The following is a 16739-nucleotide window of genomic DNA, read 5'->3' as shown; positions in this document are numbered from 1 at the left end:
GTCGGATGTCGGGGGTCTCGTCCGTCATAGTGGAAGCTCAAAGAGGAGATTTCAGAATGCCCAGAGCAATCGCAATCATCGTCGCCCGTATCATCTTCAGCTTCGTCTTCTTCATGGCCGCCGGCTTCAAGTTCGCCGATATCGGCGCGACGGCGGGCTATATCACCGCCGCCGGCTTTCCGATGGCGACATTCCTTACCTGGATCGCCGCCTTCTTCGAGATCGCGCTGGCGCTCGCTTTCATATCAGGAGCCTTCTTCACCGAAGCCAGCCTGCTCGCAGCCATCTATGTGATCTTCCTCGCTTTCGCCTTCCACGGTCCGTCCCATTGGCAACAGAACCAGGCCGAATTCGGCTTCTTCATCGATCACTTTACCTTCCTCGCCGGTCTGCTCTTTGCCGCCGTCCACGGGCCGGAGAGATGGGCGTTGAAGCAAACGCTTCTAAGATAACCGCGACGACCCGCCTCTTCCGGAACCAACTGCCGCGCCGAACAGTTGGCATGTCGGCAAAACGGCAAGGAGGGCCCGCCCATGGAGCTGAAGGGAAAGATCGCGTTGGTAACAGGCGCCGGTTCCGGCATCGGCAAAGCGGCCGCGCTGCGGCTCGCTGCCGAGGGTGCAAGGGTCGCAGCATTGAGCCGCACCGCCGACGAGGTCGAAAAGACCTGCGCCGAGATCAAGGCCGCCGGCGGCCAGTCGATCGCGTTGACGGCAGATACCAGCGACGAAGCTCAAATGCGGGGCGCCGTCGCGCAACTGATCGACACCTTCGGCGGCCTCGACATCGTTGTCGCCAATGCTGGGATCAACGGTGTCTGGGCGCCGATCGACGATCTGAAGCCGGATGAATGGGACAAGACCATCGCCGTCAATCTGCGCGGCACCTATCTGACCCTGCATCTGACGGTTCCGCATCTGAAGCGCCATGGCGGTTCGATCATCGTCGTCTCTTCGATCAATGGCACCCGTACCTTCACCACACCGGGCGCCACCGCCTACACCGCAACCAAGGCGGGCCAGGTCGCCATGGTCCAGCAACTCGCCCTCGAGCTCGGCCGACACGGCATCCGCGTCAATGCCGTCTGCCCCGGCGAGATCGAGACCAATATCGGCGCCAATACCGACAGCCGCCATCGCGAGAAGACGGAGGTTCCCGTCATCTGGCCGCAGGGCGATATCCCGATTGCCGGCGGCAAGGCAGGCAAGAGCGAGGATGTCGCCGAAACCATCCTCTTTCTCGCATCCGAGCGCGCCCGACATATCACTGGTACGCCGATCTGGATCGACGGCGGCCAGGGTCTGCTGCGATAGCCTTGCAGTCAGGAACTTAGCCGTTCAGCCGGGCGCTTTCGAGCGTATAAAGCTGCTGGGCGCGCTGCACGCCGCGCAGTGCGTAACGCCCGATGCAGGCAAGTGCTGCGCGCTCCTCCTCCGGTATCGCCGAGACGAAATCGGAGGACATCAAGACGTTGAGATCGACCGAGCGACACATCGAGGCGATCCGGCTGACCTCGTTGACGGCAGGTCCGATGACGGTGAAGTCCAACCGGTCCTGGCTCCCGATATTGCCGTAGAAGACATCGCCGATATGCAGGCCGATATAGACGTCGGTCGTCGCCCGGCCGTCAGCCGCACGCGCGGCATTCAGCGTAGTGAGCTTTTCCCGCAGCAGCGATTCGGCGCTCAGCGCCGCGCGACACGTCTCCGCCGGTACCTCGCCCTTAAAGATGGCGAGTACACCGTCGCCGATCAGCTTCAGCACGTTGCCGCCGGACTCGTGGATCGCCGTGATAACCGCCTCGCTATAGTCGTTGAGCAGCGGGATGATCTCCTCCGGCGGCACGCTGTCGGAGATCTTGGTGTAGTTCAGCAGGTCGGAAAACCAGAGTGCCGCGGAAATCCGTTCCGATTTACCGCGGCTGATCTTGCCTTCCATCACCTGGCGCGCGGCGTCCTCGCCGAGGTAGACCTCGGCGATGGTGCGGGCGATACGCCCGAGCGCGATGCATTTGATCGCCAGCCCCAAAACCGGCACCAGCTTGCGCAGGATGGCGAGGTCGTGATCGGAAAAGCCCCCAGGATGTTTCGTCGCGAAATGCGAGAAGAAGCAATCCATCTCGCCGATCGTGCCGGCCTCGCTGAAACGATGCATCATCGCCACGAAATCCGTGTGACCGGCTTCAGCGATCGTATCGAGCATGCTGAAATCGATCGGATCGCCGAAGCCGAGACGCCGGCGTATCTCCCGCTCGTTGCGAGACCAAAGATGAAAGAAGGCCGAACGCTGCCAGTTCGACGCCGCCTCCCCCGAGATCGTCGGACCATATTCGAATTCGGTCTGGATTTCCTCGACGCTGTCCCAGCGGAAGGCGCGGCCCTCATGCACCGGATGCAGCGTATCCATCAGCGCCAGACCGCGGTCGAGCGGAAGGCCGGCATCCCGGCAAGCCGAGCAGAAACCGGTCATCAGTTCGGCTTCCGAAGCGCCCTTCAGTCCCTGCTCCGTGATCCAGGCTGCAATCGTGCTGACGTCGCTGTAATCCATGCCCACTCACCTTCACTCGTGTCAAAGCTGTAGCCCGAATTCGGCATGGAAGGAAAGCCAATTGGCTCAATCGGCCGCGGGCATATTGTAGGGCGTGACGATTTCGACTGATGAAAGCGAGGGCGTAACCGCGCGCGGCAAGGCAGTCGCCCGGCTCATGATCGCCCGGAAGGCCGAACGCGCATCGGTTCTGAGATCATGATGCAGCACGAAGCCGATCCGACGCGCCGCAAGCAGGGCGCGATTATCCGCGTCGAGATCATGGGCGACGAAAACGCGGACGGGGCGCTTGGCCGCGTCGAAGGCTGCAAGCACCGCCCGGTTGCCGCCGCCGATCGAATAGACGGCGTTGATGGCGGGATCGGCCGCAAGCGCTGCCGCGGCAAGCGTTCCCGTCGCAGCATCGGTGCCGTGCCCCTCGCTGATTTCGGTAATGCCGATATCGGGATAACGGGCGCGGATGACGCGGCGAAAGCCGATTTCGCGCTCCTCCTCGCCGCGGAACCGTCCGCTCGACAGCGTTACCAGCACCTTGCCGCCGCCAGCCCCCAGGAATTCGCCGATCAGATAGGCGGCGGTCTCTCCCGCTGCCCGGTTGTCGGCGCCGGCATAGGCGATGCGTGCCGAATTCGGCAGGTCGGTCACCAGCGTCACGACGGGAATACCGGCGGCATCCGCCCGCGCGACGGCGGCGGCCACCTCGGCGACGTCAGGCGCCTTGAGCACGATGCCGTGCGTACCACGCAGCCGAATGCGATCGAGAAGCTGCACCAGCTCGGCCGGCTTCATCACCTCGGCAAAATGGAACCGGCAGCGGAAGATGCCCGGCAGGAAGGTCGCCATCTCCGCCTCGAAGGCGGCCCGCACCGCATCGCTGAAACGCTGCGGCGTCTCCATGACGATATCGATCGCCAGCATGCGGCCGCTGCCCATCGCGCCGGCCTGCTGCTTCTCCAGTTCCGCGATCGCCGCCTTCACCCGCATCTCGGTCTGCCGGCGCACACCCGGTCTGCCGTTCAGCACCCGGTCGACGGTCGCGGTGCTGAGCCCTGCCTGGAAGGCAATATCCTTGACGAGAAAGAGGTGTGCCATGCGACCGGCCTGATGGTTTTTTGATGGATTTCTGATCTATATCACCTGGCATCGCGGCGTATAGTGCCTCCATTGGAAAGAGGGAGGAGCCCGCCATGAAAACCGACAACCAGCAGAAACTGCGCGCCGACCGCGTCTGGCTGAGCGAAGACGCCTGCGATCTCGATGAGTTTCGCGCCCTTGCGGAAAAGACGACGGCACTTGCCGATTACCCCTCGGCGTCTGCGGTCGAAAAAAACGTCCTGATCTATGACAGCCGCAAGGTGATGACTGCGGCCGCAACGCCAGAAGGCCGACGCGCCGTGTTGGCGGAAATCTGCGAGGCCTTCGGCGAGGGTCCTGGTGTCGTCGTGTTCAAGCGCGCTTACGAAGACACCGGCATCGTCGACCGCGCCAGCACGATCTTCGATGCGATCATCGAGGAACAGCACCGCACCTCGACCGGCGGTGGCGACCACTTCGCCAAGCCTGGCGCCAACGACCGTATCTGGAACTCGCTGGAAAAACATTGTCTCGCCGATCCGGCAAATTTCGCCGAATATTACGGCAACGCCATCATCGCGCTGGCAAGCGAAGCCTGGCTCGGCCCGAGCTACCAGATGACGGCGCAGGTCAATCGCGTCAATCCGGGTGGTTCGGCGCAGTCGGCGCATCGCGACTACCATCTCGGCTTTCAGTCCTCAAAGGTGATCGAGCAGTTCCCGGCACATGTGCATCGGCTCTCGCCGGTGCTGACATTGCAGGGTGCAGTCGCCCATTGCGATATGCCGCTCGAAAGCGGCCCGACGCTCTTCCTGCCGTACAGCCAGACCTATGTGCCGGGCTATCTCGCGCTGAAGCGGCAGGAGTTCCGGGATTATTTCGAGACCAACCATGTCCAGCTGCCACTCGAAAAGGGTGACGTCGTCTTCTTCAATCCCGCCCTCTTCCATGCCGCCGGCACCAACCGCTCGGCAGACATCAAACGTGTCGCCAACCTCCTGCAGGTCTCTTCCGCCTTCGGCCGGGCAATGGAAACCGTCAACCGCGAGAGGATGAGCGCCAGGCTGTTTCCCGCCTTGAAGGCCTTGCAGGGCAGGCTCTCGCCTGACGAAGTCGCCAACGCCGTCGCCGCCTGCGCCGAGGGGTACTCCTTCCCGACCAACCTCGACCGCGACCCGCCGCTCGGCGGACTGGCGCCGAAGACACAGGCGCAGCTGATGCATGAGGCACTGAAGGAAGGCTGGAGCGATGAAGCCTTTACGGCAGCACTTGCAGAGCAGGCGGGCAAGAAGTTGAGCTGACGGGCCACGGGAGCAAGCTGCCGATCCACACCGACAGGCCTTCCGCATCGGCGGGAGGCCGTTCGTACGTCATCACCAAGGAGGAACCACATGAGCACAGACCACAGCCGCCTCGAAGGCAAGATCGCCATCGTCACCGGCGGCACGCAAGGATTGGGCGCGACCATCGCCCGCCTCTTCGCCGAACGCGGCGCGGAAGGCATCGTCATCTGCGGCCGCAACGAAGCCAAGGGTAAGGCAAAGGCGGCGGAGATATCGGCCGCGACCGGCGCCCAGATCGTCTACGTCAAAGCCGACTTCGGCAAGGTCGAGGATGCACAGGGTGTCGTGCGCGCCTGTGACGAGACCTTCGGCCGCGTCGACGCGCTGGTCAATGCCGCCGCCATCACCGATCGCGGCACCATCCTCGATACCAGCCCGGAGCTCTTCGACTCCATGTTCGCCGTCAATGTTCGCGCGCCGTTTTTCCTGATGCAGGAGGCGGTGAAGGTCATGCGCCGCGAAAACATCGAGGGTACGGTCGTCAATATCGGCTCGATGTCGGCCAAAGCCGGCCAGCCCTTCATCGCCGCCTATTGTGCCTCCAAGGGCGCGCTGGAAACGCTGACGAAGAACACCGCCTACGCGCTCCTGCGCAACCGCATCCGCGTCAACGGTCTGAACATCGGTTGGATGGCCTCCGAAGGCGAGGACCGCATTCAGCGCGAATATCACGGCGCAGCGGCAGACTGGCTGGAGAAGGCGGCGGCAAGCCAGCCCTTCGGCCGCCTCGTCGATCCGCACGAGGTGGCGCGCGCCTGCGCTTACCTGTCGTCTTCCGAATCCGGCCTGATGACCGGCTCGGTCATCTGCTTCGACCAATCGATCTGGGGTGCTTATGACGGCTCGCCGCATCCAGTCGCGGCCCTCTGAAGAAACCGGAGTCCGGCATTTCCATCGCCGGGCTCTGGCACCTCCAGCTTTTTGCCGCTAGGAAAAGAACGGCAGCATTCAGGGAGGAAACTGGCATGGGCGACAATCCGATTTATGAGATCCGCGACGAACGCTTCGGTGCAATGGTCATCGGAAGCGCCGGCCTCGAGGAGCTTTATTCCGCCTGCCGCTGGACGGAAGGTCCGGTCTGGTTTTCCGACCTGAACTGCCTTCTCTGGAGCGATATCCCGAATGAACGCATGATGCGCTGGACACCGGATGGTACGGTCTCCGTCTTCCGCTCGCCCTCCAACTACGTCAACGGCAACACCCGCGATCGGCAGGGCCGGCTGGTCTCCTGCGAACATGGCGGCCGCCGTGTCACCCGCACCGAGACGGACGGCACCATCACCGTTCTCGCCGACAGCTACCAGGGCAAGCGGCTGAACTCGCCGAACGACGTCGTCGTGCACTCCGACGGCGGGGTCTGGTTCACCGACCCGACCTACGGCATCCTGTCGGATTACGAGGGCCACAAGGCCGAGCCCGAGCAGCCGACGCGCAACGTCTACCGGATCGATCCGGCAAGCGGAGCGATCGATGCCGTCGTCGAGGATTTCATCCAGCCGAACGGCCTTGCCTTCTCGCCCGATGAGACGAAGCTTTATATTGCCGATTCCGGCTCCGCAAAACATGAAGTGCCGCGCCATATCCGCGTTTTCGACGTCATCGACGGCAGGGCGCTTGCCAACAGCCGCTATTTCTGCAGCCTCGATGTCGGCCATCCCGACGGTTTCCGTTTCGATGTCGCCGGCAATCTCTGGACGAGTGCCTCCGACGGCGTGCACTGCTTTTCGCCCGAAGGAACGCTGCTCGGCAAGATCAGGGTGCCGCAGACGGTGTCCAACCTCACCTTCGGCGGCCCCAAGAAAAACCGGCTCTTCATCACCGCGACGCGTTCGGTCTATTCGATCTATATCAAGACGACCGGCGCACAATATCCATAGATCAGGCCTTCGCCTTGTCGGGGCGGCCGTGCAGCGGCTCGGCCCGATGCCAGTTTTCCAGGATGCGGCCATCGGTGTGTTTCTGCCGCGCCCAGCGGATGCCGTTCGAGATCACCTTATGCACGGTCTTGTCGTGATAGATCGGGTAGGTCTCGTGGCCGGGGCTGAAGAAGAAGATGCGGCCGCGCCCGCGCTGGAAGGTGCAGCCGCTGCGGAACACCTCGCCGCCGGAATACCAGGAGATGAAGACAAGCTCGTCCGGCTGCGGAATGTCGAAGGGCTCGCCGTACATTTCCGAGGCATTGACCTCGAAATAGGGCGGCAGTCCCTCGGCGATCGGATGCGAGGGATTGACCACCCAGACGCGCTCCAGGTCGCCTTCCGGCGTCTCCCGCCAGGAAAGGTTGGCATTGGTGCCCATCAGCCGGCGGAAAAGCTTGGAATGATGGCCGGAATGCAGAACCAGCAGGCCCATGCCCTTAAGCACGCGTTGCTGCACGCGGTCGATCAGTCCGTCGCTGACCTCCTCATGCGCCATATGCCCCCACCAGAGCAGCACGTCGGTATCATCGAGCACGCTGTCCGGCAGGCCTTCATCAGGATCGTCAAGCGTGCCGCGGCGAATTTCGAAATCGGGATGGGCGATGCCTGACGCGATCGCCCCGTCGATGCGATCGGGATAGATCTCCTGGACCTCCCTGTGGAGTTGCTCGTGGCGTCCCTCGTTCCAGATGGTGACCTTAATTGTCATGGCATTCCTCGATGTTTCTCAGGCCTCGATGTTTCAGGCGCGATTGTCAGGCAGTTGCCGGACGGACCACCCGGCCGGCGGAATCAAACAGATGGCAGGCGGCGGGATCGGCCGTCAGCGATACGCGGTCGCCCGGCCGCACCGCGATATCGCCCTCGGCGCGCACGACGATCGGCTCCTGCTGCGAGCCGACGGTCATGTAGGTTTCGACGCCGAGGCGCTCGACGATGACGACTTCGGCAGTGAAATGGCCCTGGCCTTCGGCTGCGATCTTCAGATGTTCCGGTCGGATGCCGAGCTTGGCTTCGCCCTGTGGCACCGCGCCGTTGCCATCGGCAAGATCGAGCGAAAGCCCGATCGGGCTGTCGAGATGCACCTTCCCGGCCGCAGGCCGTGTCGCGGTGACGGGAATGATGTTCATCTTCGGCGAACCGATGAAGGTCGCGACGAATTCATTGTCCGGCTGATGGTAGAGCGACATCGGCGCGCCCTCCTGTGCCACGAGGCCCTTGTTCAGCACGACGATGCGATCGGCCATCGTCATCGCCTCCACCTGGTCGTGGGTGACGTAGACGACAGTCGCTTTCAGCTCGCGGTGCAGGCGCTGCAGCTCGGCGCGCATCTGCACGCGCAGCGCCGAATCGAGGTTCGACAACGGCTCGTCGAACAGGATCAGCGCCGGCTTCTTGATGATGGCGCGGCCGATCGCGACGCGCTGGCGCTGGCCGCCGGAAAGAGCCGCCGGGCGGCGGTCGAGATAGTCGGTGAGCTGCAGGATCTCGGCAACACCCTCCACTTGCCGGCGGATCTCAGCCTCCGGCACCTTCTTCAGGCTGAGCGAGAAGCCAATATTTTCAGCAACGCTCATATGCGGATAAAGCGCATAGGACTGGAACACCATGGCGATGCCGCGCTTGTCGGGCGGCACGTCGTTGATGCGCTTGCCGTTAAGGATGAGGTCGCCGTCGTCGATGCCTTCGAGGCCGGCGATCATGCGCAGCAGCGTGGACTTGCCGCAGCCGGACGGACCGACGAAAACCGCGAATTCGCCGTCTTCCACGGTGATGTCGACGCCTTTGATGACCTCGAGCGCGCCGTAGAATTTGCGAACGTTTCTGAGATTGATCATCTGTTTCTCTTTCTTGATCTCAGCCCTTCACGCCGCCCGAAAATGTCTGGACGAGGAAGCGCCGCGCAAAACCGAAGGCGACGACGGCGGGCAGCAGATAGATGAATGCCAGCGCGGTCAGCAGGCCGTAATCGATCTCGTTGATGCGCAGGAAGGCGCGGAAGAGACCGAGCGGCAGCGTCTGCAGCTCCGGCGACGACAGGAGGATCAGCGGCAGCAGGAAATCGCCCCAGGCCGACATGAAGGCGAACAGCCCGGCCGCAGCCAGCCCCGGCAGCGCCAGCGGGATCAACACCCGGCGGATGCGCTGTATTAGTGTTGCCCCATCCATCAGCGCTGCCTCCTCGTAGTCCCGCGGCAGCCCGTCGAAGAAGGTCTTCATGATCCAGAGCGCCAGCGGCAATTGCATCGTCGCAAGCACCAGGATCAGCCCGAGATAACCGTCGATGAAGCCGGTCCAGCGCATGATGTCACGCGTATAGCTGCCGAAGATCGGCCTGAGCACCGCCGCTTCCGCGTTGTTCAACGTCAGCAGGAATTTATAGAGCGGCACGACGAGCGCCGTCGGCGGCAGCACCCGGATGAGCAGGATCGCGTAGAGGAAGGGCAGCTTCCACCAGGCCCGGGTGCGCGACAGCGCATAACCGCCGAGCCCGGAAAGCACCATGACGAGCAGCGTCGCGCTAGCGACCACGAAGAGCGAGTTGAACAGCCACTTCGCCCCGTCCTCCTTAGTGAAGACCCTGATATAGTTGGCGAAGGTCCACTGCTCCGGCCAATGCAGGAAGAGCTGGGCATTACCATCGAGAGATGCGAGCAGCACCCAGAAGAAGGGCACTGCGCAGAAGATCGAGATCAGCGACAACGTCGCATAGGCGATGAGGTCGGAGCGACCCTTGTTTGCAGTTTCACTTGGGGAAACGACGGCCATGTCAGACCTCCACCTTCATGGCCCGGACATAGGCGATGCCTAATATCAGCGAGATGACGAGTGCGACGACGGCGACCGCGGCGCCATAGCCCAGCTGGAACGACGTAAAGGACTGGTTGTAGATATAGATGCTGACGACCTCGGTCGCCCCGCCCGGTCCGCCGCGCGTCAGCGCATAGACGAGGCCGAAGACGGCAATGGTGGAGACGGCCGAGATCAGCATATAGAGCAGGATCGTCGGCATCATCAGCGGCAGGGTGATGCGGCGGAACATCTGCGACGGGGTGGCGCCGTCCATGCGCGCCGCCTCATAGATCTCCGCCGGAATGGTGCTGAGGCCGGCCGTCAACAGGATCATCGCCGTGGCGATGCCGCGCCAGGTGTTGACGACAATGATCATCGACAGCGGGAAGACCTGCAGCCAGTCCGCCGGCGTGATGCCGAAGAAGCTGACGATGCGGCTGAGTGTGGCATTGTCGCCGCCCGCCAGCATCGAGATCCACATGAAACCGGCGACGACTTCAGGGGCCGCGTTCGGCAACAGGATGATCGACGAGAACACCCGCCGAAAGCGGATCGGGCGGCGCAGCGCAATTGCCGAGATCAGGCCGAGCACGAACTGGCCGATCACCGCCGAACCGATGACGAAGACGAAGGTGACGAACAGCGAATTCCAGAACTTCGCGTCGTTGAAGAGCCGCGTATAGTTCCTGAAGCCAACGAAGCGGGGCCGAAGGGCCGCCGCCCCGGTCAGCGCCTCATTGGTGAAGCTCAGATAGATGGAATAGAGGGCCGGATAGATGACGAAGGCCAGAAGCAGCACCAGCGAGGGCAGCAGGATCAGCAGCCATTGCCGCTCGGCGCGCTTTTCATGAGAGTTTCGGGCCATGGAAGCTCACAACCTTATCGGCTTATCGAATGAAAGCGGGAAGACGCGGGCGATGGTGCCGCGTCCCCGTCTTGGCGAAAGAGAGGGTGCCGGAGCTTATTTGACCATGTCGTCGCCGAGCGTTTCCTTGACGTAGTCGACAAGGATCTTCTGGGCGCCGGCGGCATCGGTTTCCTTGCGGAGCAGCGCTTCGGTGGCCCGCGCGACACCTTCCGAGACCGTACCGAAACCGGAGGCCTGCTTCAGGAACACGCCGTTCCCGGCCGCCGCATGGATCGGAACCAGTTCCGTCAGCTTCTGGAACTCGGCATTGTCAGCCGCACCCTTGCTGGCAGGGATATTGCCGATACGGGCGGCGTAGGAAACCTGCGTCTCGATCGAGCCGATCTCCATCAGCGCCTTGATCGCCAGTTCCGTATTGGCCGACTTGGAATTGACGGCCCACGGCGCAGCGAGATTGGCAAGCACATACTGACCGCTGCTCTGGCCGGGAACAGTCCAGGTGCCGACCACCTTCGTCACGTCAGGGATCGGGTTCTTGCTTTCGCGACCCCAGTCGAAAATATAGCACCAGGAGCCGCAGGTGGTCGCGGCGAGCTTGCCTTCCGGGAACATCTGGTACTTCGGCACGACCCAGGGCTCGGGTCCGAGCAGCGGCTGCGTCGGCATCAGATCCTTGTCGATCAGTTCCTTGTAGACGTTGAAGACATCCTTGATACCTTCGCCATTCAGATCGAGCTTGCCGTCGGCATCGACCAGCTGCGGCGTCTTGGAACCGACGAGCAGATGCTGGAAGCCTTCGTCGAAGGCACCGCTTCCCCAGGAGACGCCGGCCGGGAAGAGCAGGCCGTAGGCGCCAGTCTTCTGCTTGATCTCGGCCGCGCGGTCGAGAAGCTCCTGCCAGGTCTTCGGCTGTTCGGTCGAGATGCCGGCCTTTTCGAGAACGTCCTTGCGGTAATAGATTTCCTGGATGCCGAGCATGAACGGCATCACATAGGTTTCGCCATCCGGGCTGACGGCAAGCTGCTTGGCGACGTCATAGAGGTTGGCGTAGCCGTCCCAGGCCTTGAACTCCTTGGTAACAGGCGCGAGGTAGCCGGCTTCCACCATGTCGGCGACGGCAGCCGTGGTCGGGATGGAGAACAGGTCGGGCGCGTTGCCGGCGCCAAGCTCCGTCAGGAGTTTGGTCAGGTAATCCTTGTCGGGTGCCGGATATTCGATGACCTCGACGGTGACGCCATATTTCTTTTCGATCCGCTCGACCGTCGACTTCATCGCGTCGATGCCGGCCTGACCGTGATTTGCAATGCGGATTGTTTCAGCCTGCGCCAGCGTCGAAACCGCGCTCAGCAGAACGGCGCACAGGCCGCCAAGAACCATCTTCTTCAACGGAAGTCCTCCCTTTTTTAGAGACACGGCACCCTCCAGCACCGGTTGCGAAAATGTACACGCATTCCGAACACTGACAAGATGGTTTTTGAAAAGATTCGAATACGAGTTTTAATATATTGATATTACTAATCTATTTAGATATTGCCATCACTATACCGTTTGTGTAATCGTGTGCACAATGTATTCAGGGAGGAATTTTCATGACTAGGAAATTACGCCTCGGCGTCATTGGCGCCGGCTTGAAGGCGGCGGAATATGCCGAGAGCTGGGTCAAGATGCCGGAGATCGAATTTGCTGCACTCGCCGACACCACGGCGGCTTCGCGCCAGCGCCTGATCGACGTCTGCCTCGCCGCCGGCGCACCCGAACCGAAGAGCTTTGAGGATTATCGCCAGATGCTCGCGGAATGCCGGGGCGAACTCGACATCGTCTACGTCTCCACCCCGCATGCCTTCCATGCCGAGCAGGCAACCGCCGTGGCCGAGGCCGGCCTCGATCTCTTCCTGGAAAAGCCGATGGTGACGACGGTCACTGAAGCCGAGACGCTGATCGCCGCACAGAAAAAGAGTGGCGTCACCATCGTCACCGCCTTCCAGGGCGGCCTGTCGCCGCTAGTGCTGGACACGCGCCGGCGGGCTCTCGCCGGCGAATTCGGCGAGCTGATCGCCATATCGGGCATGATCTGGGAAAGCTGGTCGTCCAACTACGACGGCCACTGGAAGCAGCAGCCTGACATCTCCGGCGGCGGCTTCATGTTCGATACCGGCGCCCACATGATGAACACCGTCTGCCTGCTCGCCAATTCGGAGTTCGACAGCGTGTCGGCCTACATGAACAACCATGGCAGACGGGTCGATATCGCCACCGCCGTCTCCGCCCGGCTGAAAAACGGCGCGCTGGCGACGTTGACGGCCGCCGGCGAAGGCCCTCCGGGCTGCGCCTCCTACATCGCCTTCTTCTATTCGAAGGCGATCGTGCGCATCGACGCCTGGGGCGGCTGGCGCGAGATCAGTATCGGGCGCACCGCCGAGCCGCGCGAGGAAGCCGAAATTCTTGGCAACCCGATGAAGAATTTCCTCGCCATTCGCGAGGGAAAGATGGAAAACTCCGGCTCCGTTGAAATGGGCCTCAGATTCGCTAGGCTATGGGATGCAATCAAGGAATCGGCAGCGGCCGACGGCGCTTCCGTCAGGATCGTCGCCTGATAGGCGCTGAAGATGAGCGGTATGAGTAGACGGCGGATCACCTCGAAGGAACTGGCGAAACTCGCCGGCGTCTCCTCCGCCACCATTTCCCGCGCCTTCTCGCCGGATTCACGCATCGGCAGCGCGACGCGCGACCGCATCCTCGCCGTCGCCCGTGAACATGGCTACCAGCCGAACGCGATCGCCCGCTCGCTGAACAACCAGCGCTCGCGCCTCGTTGCCCTGGTCGTCAATGCGATCGGCAACCCTTGCGAGGCTGAGGAACAACAGCTTCTCGTCCACCGCCTGCAGGCAAGACAATTGCTGCCGATCATCCTCTGCTGCGCCGATCATTCCGACCGGCTGCAACTGATGCGCCTTGCCTCCACCTATCAGGTCGATCACGTCGTCGTCTTCTCCGACATGGTGTCGATGCAAGATGCCGTCGACATCTTCCACACGACGAAGCCGATCATCGTCTCCTTCGAGCCGCTCGACAACGAAAACGTCTCCAGCATCCGCATCGACGGCTCTGAGGCCGCCGACGAGATCATCGACAAGATCGTTCGCGACGGCAAAAAGCGTTTCGCCTATCTCTCCGGCACCAATTCCAGCTGGATCGACAAGCTCAGGCGCAAATGGTTCGCCGATGCGCTGGCCAAGCGCGGCCTCTCTTTCGAGGCACAGGCCTTCGGTGACTACTCCTATGATTCCGGCTTCAAGGAAGCCGTGCTCCTGCTGCACCGGGATAAGGTCGACGCCATCATCTGCGGCAACGACGTCATGGCGATCGGCGCACGCGATGCAGCCCGCCGGGTGATTGGCAAGAACACGCCTGATGATATCGCCATCGTCGGCCAGGACGGCATCGCCATGGCCGCCTGGGATTGCAACGACCTCACCACGCTGAGCCTCGACCACGTCGCCTTCATCGATGCCGTCGTCGAATTGATCGAACGCCATGACGCCGAGATCGAAGGCCCGCACAGCATCACGCTCACCTGTACCGCCCGCTGGGGCTCGACCGCCTGACAGCTTGCATACCCATTGCATCAAGGAGGAATAGTATGACTCAATTTTCACGCGCCGAAAGGCGCCGCACCGTCCCTGATGCCGTAACCGGGAGAGCCTGAAATGCGTTCCGTCGTTTCCTTCAACGAAGGCTGGAGTTTCCATGAGGGCTTCGGCCAGCGTTTGCTCGAAGCTTTCGATGCGGCCAAGTCGGTCAGCCTGCCGCATACCGCCGTCGAACTGCCCTTCAGCTATTTCGACGAGACCAGCTATCAGCGCGCCTTCACCTATCAGAAGGTGCTGCGCTGGCTGCCGGAATTCGAGGGCCGCGAGGTCTCGCTCGTCTTCGACGCCGCCATGGCCGACAGCGTCGTCTATCTGAACGGCGAAGAGATCATTGCCCATAAGGACGGCTACACCCCTTTCGAGGCCCGCCTCACCGGCAAGCTCGTCAAGGGCGAGAACCTCGTCACCGTCAAGATCGACGGCAGCGAGAACCCCGACATTCCACCTTTCGGCGGCCGTATCGATTATCTGACCTATGCCGGCATCTACCGCGACGTCTGGCTGAAGGTCACCGACCCGGTCTCCATCCGCAATCTCAAGATCGAAACCACTGACGTTCTTCGCCCGGAGAAATCGGCGACCATACGCGTCGACATCGCCAACCCCGAGGGTCGCAGCTTTTCGGCGACCGTCACCGCCACGCTGAAACAGGCCGACGGCACGGTGGTCGCCACTGCCGCGACCGAAACGATCGGCAGCCGCACCACGCTCTCCTTTGGCGGCCTCACCGGCATCGCCCTCTGGGACATCACCGATCCCACGCTCTATGACGTCACCGTCGAGCTCCGGACCGAACACGGCTCCGACCGTGTCTCGACAAGGTTCGGCTTCCGCACCGCCGAATTCACGCCGGAAGGTTTCCTCCTCAACGGCAAGCCGCTGAAGCTGCGCGGCCTCAACCGGCACCAGGCCTTCCCCTATGTCGGTTATGCCGCCGGCCGCTCCGCCCAGGAGCGCGACGCCGACATCATGAAGACGGTGCTGAAGTGCAATATCGTCCGCACCTCGCATTATCCGCAGTCGAAATGGTTCCTCGACCGATGCGACACGATCGGCCTGCTGGTCTTCGAAGAGATCCCCGGCTGGCAGCATATCGGCGATGCCGACTGGCAGCAGGAATCGATCGAAAACGTCCGCCGCATGATCGAGCGCGACTGGAACCACCCCTCGATCATCATCTGGGGCGTGCGCATCAACGAATCGCACGATAATCACGATTTCTACGCCGAGACCAATCGGTTGGCCCGCGAACTCGACAGCACCCGCCAAACCGGCGGCGTGCGTTATCTCACGGAGAGCGAGCTGCTCGAAGACGTCTACACGATGAACGACTTCATCCTCGGCAATGAAGAGCTGCCCGGCGCCAACCGCCCGCGCACCGCGCTGCGCGCCCAGCAGGAAAATACCGGACTGTCCCACAAGGTGCCGTACCTCATCACCGAGTTCAACGGCCACATGCACCCGACGAAGATTTATGACCAGGAGCAGCGTCAGGCCGAGCATGTGCGCCGTCACCTGGAAGTGCTGAATGCCGCCTATGGCGATCCTGATATCTCCGGCGCCATCGGCTGGTGCATGTTCGATTACAACACCCACAAGGATTTCGGCTCCGGCGACCGCATCTGTTATCACGGCGTCATGGACATGTTTCGCGAGCCGAAATTCGCAGCTTATGCCTATATCAGCCAGTGCGACCCTTCCGAGGAGATCGTCATGAAGCCGGCAACCTTCTGGGCGCGCGGCGAACGCAATATCGGCGGCGTGCTGCCGCTGATCATCCTGACCAACTGCGACGAGGTGGAGCTGCAATACGGCTCGCTTTCCAAGCGTATCGGTCCGGACCGCGAGAACTACCCGCATCTGCCGCATCCGCCCGTCGTGCTCGACCATCGACACTTTACCGCCGATGAGCTTGGCACCTGGGGTCTCGAATGGATCGACGGCACCTTCACCGGTTATCTCGGCGGCGAGCCGGTGGCCAGCCTGACGCTGGCGGCCGATCCATTGCCGACGACCCTGGAAGTGGTTGCCGACAGCTCGACGCTGAAAGCCCGTGAACGCGACAGCACACGCGTCATCATCCGTGCCCTCGACCAGCGCGGCCAGCGCCTGCCCTTCATGAACGACAGCGTTTCGCTGAAGGTTCACGGCCCGGCAAGGATCGTCGGCCCGAGCAACGTGCCACTGCAGGGCGGAACTGCCGGCTTCTGGCTGGAGGCGACAGGGTTCACTGGCGAAATCACCGTCGAAGCGGTTTCCACGCGTTTCGCGCCAGTGACGCTCGGCGTGACGGCCGCCTAGCGAAAACTCAAAGTGTTAGAGCGTCCTTAGCGCGTCTTATGGACGCGCGGCGCTCTAACGACCCTCACCCGATCCGGGCCTGGCTTTCCGGATCGAAGAACACGGCCTTGTCGAGATTGAAGGCAAGGCGGGTGTTTTGTCCTGGAGCGATACCGGTATCGGCGCGCAGGCGGGCGACGACGGATTTGCCGCCGAGCTTGGTGACGGCGAAGGTGTCGGAGCCGGCCGGTTCCACCACCTCGAT

15 protein-coding genes and 1 pseudogene are annotated in these 16739 nt (G+C 62.3%); 8 read left to right on the top strand and 8 right to left on the bottom strand.

Going from position 1 to position 16739, the window contains the following annotated elements; translation table 11 throughout:
- The first annotated feature begins 56 nt into the window (after positions 1-56).
- Together OIU37_RS29340 and OIU37_RS29335 are read left to right on the top strand one after the other, a co-directional pair.
- Positions 57-452 carry a DoxX family protein gene (locus OIU37_RS29340; protein WP_168310087.1) on the top strand — a complete coding sequence of 132 codons (396 nt, stop codon included), beginning with the start codon at positions 57-59 and terminating at the stop codon, positions 450-452.
- Positions 453-533: 81 nt separating this feature from the next.
- Complete coding sequence (locus OIU37_RS29335) at positions 534-1313, top strand: SDR family NAD(P)-dependent oxidoreductase (protein ID WP_264259440.1); 780 nt, start codon at positions 534-536, stop codon at positions 1311-1313.
- A gap of 16 nt (positions 1314-1329) precedes the next feature.
- On the opposite strand, the gene OIU37_RS29330 is transcribed toward OIU37_RS29335, so the two are convergent.
- Both OIU37_RS29330 and OIU37_RS29325 read right to left on the bottom strand, forming a co-directional pair.
- The gene (locus tag OIU37_RS29330) at positions 1330-2547 is read right to left on the bottom strand and encodes an adenylate/guanylate cyclase domain-containing protein (protein WP_264259439.1); all 1218 of its coding nucleotides are present in this window, start codon (positions 2545-2547) and stop codon (positions 1330-1332) included.
- Positions 2548-2613: 66 nt separating this feature from the next.
- Entirely contained in the window at positions 2614-3639 is a 1026-nt protein-coding gene (locus OIU37_RS29325) for a LacI family DNA-binding transcriptional regulator (protein WP_264259437.1), read from the bottom strand.
- A gap of 95 nt (positions 3640-3734) precedes the next feature.
- On the opposite strand from OIU37_RS29325, the gene OIU37_RS29320 reads away from it, so the two are divergent.
- The 3 genes from OIU37_RS29320 to OIU37_RS29310 all read left to right on the top strand — a co-directional run bounded on the left by OIU37_RS29320 (position 3735) and on the right by OIU37_RS29310 (position 6841).
- A complete protein-coding gene (locus tag OIU37_RS29320) occupies positions 3735-4922 on the top strand; it encodes a phytanoyl-CoA dioxygenase family protein (protein ID WP_264259436.1) in 1188 nt (395 codons plus the stop codon).
- A gap of 90 nt (positions 4923-5012) precedes the next feature.
- Positions 5013-5834, top strand: coding sequence for an SDR family oxidoreductase (locus OIU37_RS29315; RefSeq protein ID WP_168310082.1), 822 nt, complete (start codon positions 5013-5015; stop codon positions 5832-5834).
- 95 nt (positions 5835-5929) lie between these two features.
- Complete coding sequence (locus OIU37_RS29310; protein WP_264259435.1) at positions 5930-6841, top strand: SMP-30/gluconolactonase/LRE family protein; 912 nt, start codon at positions 5930-5932, stop codon at positions 6839-6841.
- A gap of 1 nt (position 6842) precedes the next feature.
- Here OIU37_RS29310 and OIU37_RS29305 read toward each other — a convergent pair whose 3' ends face one another.
- The 5 genes from OIU37_RS29305 to OIU37_RS29285 form a co-directional block, all read right to left on the bottom strand.
- Positions 6843-7592 carry a ThuA domain-containing protein gene (locus OIU37_RS29305; protein WP_171605676.1) on the bottom strand — a complete coding sequence of 250 codons (750 nt, stop codon included), beginning with the start codon at positions 7590-7592 and terminating at the stop codon, positions 6843-6845.
- A 46-nt stretch (positions 7593-7638) separates the two neighbouring features.
- Positions 7639-8721 carry an ABC transporter ATP-binding protein gene (locus OIU37_RS29300; RefSeq protein ID WP_168310080.1) on the bottom strand — a complete coding sequence of 361 codons (1083 nt, stop codon included), beginning with the start codon at positions 8719-8721 and terminating at the stop codon, positions 7639-7641.
- A gap of 19 nt (positions 8722-8740) precedes the next feature.
- Positions 8741-9652, bottom strand: coding sequence for a carbohydrate ABC transporter permease (locus tag OIU37_RS29295; RefSeq protein WP_264259434.1), 912 nt, complete (start codon positions 9650-9652; stop codon positions 8741-8743).
- Between the two features lies 1 nt (position 9653).
- The gene (locus tag OIU37_RS29290; RefSeq protein WP_003543165.1) at positions 9654-10541 is read right to left on the bottom strand and encodes a carbohydrate ABC transporter permease; all 888 of its coding nucleotides are present in this window, start codon (positions 10539-10541) and stop codon (positions 9654-9656) included.
- A gap of 96 nt (positions 10542-10637) precedes the next feature.
- Complete coding sequence (locus OIU37_RS29285; RefSeq protein ID WP_168310078.1) at positions 10638-11930, bottom strand: ABC transporter substrate-binding protein; 1293 nt, start codon at positions 11928-11930, stop codon at positions 10638-10640.
- 203 nt (positions 11931-12133) lie between these two features.
- On the opposite strand from OIU37_RS29285, the gene OIU37_RS29280 reads away from it, so the two are divergent.
- The 3 genes from OIU37_RS29280 (at position 12134) to OIU37_RS29270 (ending at position 16495) form a co-directional block, all read left to right on the top strand.
- The gene (locus OIU37_RS29280) at positions 12134-13138 is read left to right on the top strand and encodes a Gfo/Idh/MocA family protein (protein ID WP_264259433.1); all 1005 of its coding nucleotides are present in this window, start codon (positions 12134-12136) and stop codon (positions 13136-13138) included.
- A 12-nt stretch (positions 13139-13150) separates the two neighbouring features.
- On the top strand, positions 13151-14149 hold the full coding sequence (locus tag OIU37_RS29275; RefSeq protein WP_182209128.1) for a LacI family DNA-binding transcriptional regulator: 999 nt from the start codon (positions 13151-13153) through the stop codon (positions 14147-14149).
- 102 nt (positions 14150-14251) lie between these two features.
- Complete coding sequence (locus tag OIU37_RS29270) at positions 14252-16495, top strand: glycoside hydrolase family 2 protein (protein WP_264259432.1); 2244 nt, start codon at positions 14252-14254, stop codon at positions 16493-16495.
- 64 nt (positions 16496-16559) lie between these two features.
- Here the strand turns inward: OIU37_RS29270 and OIU37_RS29265 are convergent.
- Positions 16560-16739 (bottom strand): annotated as a pseudogene (locus OIU37_RS29265) (sugar ABC transporter ATP-binding protein); the annotation flags it as partial.

It is taken from the genome of Rhizobium sp. BT-226 (assembly GCF_025847085.2).
GTDB lineage: Bacteria > Pseudomonadota > Alphaproteobacteria > Rhizobiales > Rhizobiaceae > Rhizobium > Rhizobium sophorae.
This window is presented reverse-complemented; position numbering and strand designations above follow the sequence as displayed.

Excerpts from the sequence above, each read along its gene's own strand:
- OIU37_RS29300 (WP_168310080.1), bottom strand. The coding sequence starts at position 8,721 with ATGATCAATCTCAGAAACGTTCGCAAATTCTACGGCGCGCTCGAGGTC.
- OIU37_RS29320 (WP_264259436.1), top strand. The coding sequence starts at position 3,735 with ATGAAAACCGACAACCAGCAGAAACTGCGCGCCGACCGCGTCTGGCTG.
- OIU37_RS29305 (WP_171605676.1), bottom strand. The coding sequence starts at position 7,592 with ATGACAATTAAGGTCACCATCTGGAACGAGGGACGCCACGAGCAACTC.
- OIU37_RS29340 (WP_168310087.1), top strand. The coding sequence starts at position 57 with ATGCCCAGAGCAATCGCAATCATCGTCGCCCGTATCATCTTCAGCTTC.
- OIU37_RS29315 (WP_168310082.1), top strand. The coding sequence starts at position 5,013 with ATGAGCACAGACCACAGCCGCCTCGAAGGCAAGATCGCCATCGTCACC.
- OIU37_RS29335 (WP_264259440.1), top strand. The coding sequence starts at position 534 with ATGGAGCTGAAGGGAAAGATCGCGTTGGTAACAGGCGCCGGTTCCGGC.
- OIU37_RS29325 (WP_264259437.1), bottom strand. The coding sequence starts at position 3,639 with ATGGCACACCTCTTTCTCGTCAAGGATATTGCCTTCCAGGCAGGGCTC.
- OIU37_RS29330 (WP_264259439.1), bottom strand. The coding sequence starts at position 2,547 with ATGGATTACAGCGACGTCAGCACGATTGCAGCCTGGATCACGGAGCAG.
- OIU37_RS29280 (WP_264259433.1), top strand. The coding sequence starts at position 12,134 with ATGACTAGGAAATTACGCCTCGGCGTCATTGGCGCCGGCTTGAAGGCG.
- OIU37_RS29275 (WP_182209128.1), top strand. The coding sequence starts at position 13,151 with ATGAGCGGTATGAGTAGACGGCGGATCACCTCGAAGGAACTGGCGAAA.
- OIU37_RS29295 (WP_264259434.1), bottom strand. The coding sequence starts at position 9,652 with ATGGCCGTCGTTTCCCCAAGTGAAACTGCAAACAAGGGTCGCTCCGAC.
- OIU37_RS29270 (WP_264259432.1), top strand. The coding sequence starts at position 14,252 with ATGCGTTCCGTCGTTTCCTTCAACGAAGGCTGGAGTTTCCATGAGGGC.
- OIU37_RS29310 (WP_264259435.1), top strand. The coding sequence starts at position 5,930 with ATGGGCGACAATCCGATTTATGAGATCCGCGACGAACGCTTCGGTGCA.
- OIU37_RS29290 (WP_003543165.1), bottom strand. The coding sequence starts at position 10,541 with ATGGCCCGAAACTCTCATGAAAAGCGCGCCGAGCGGCAATGGCTGCTG.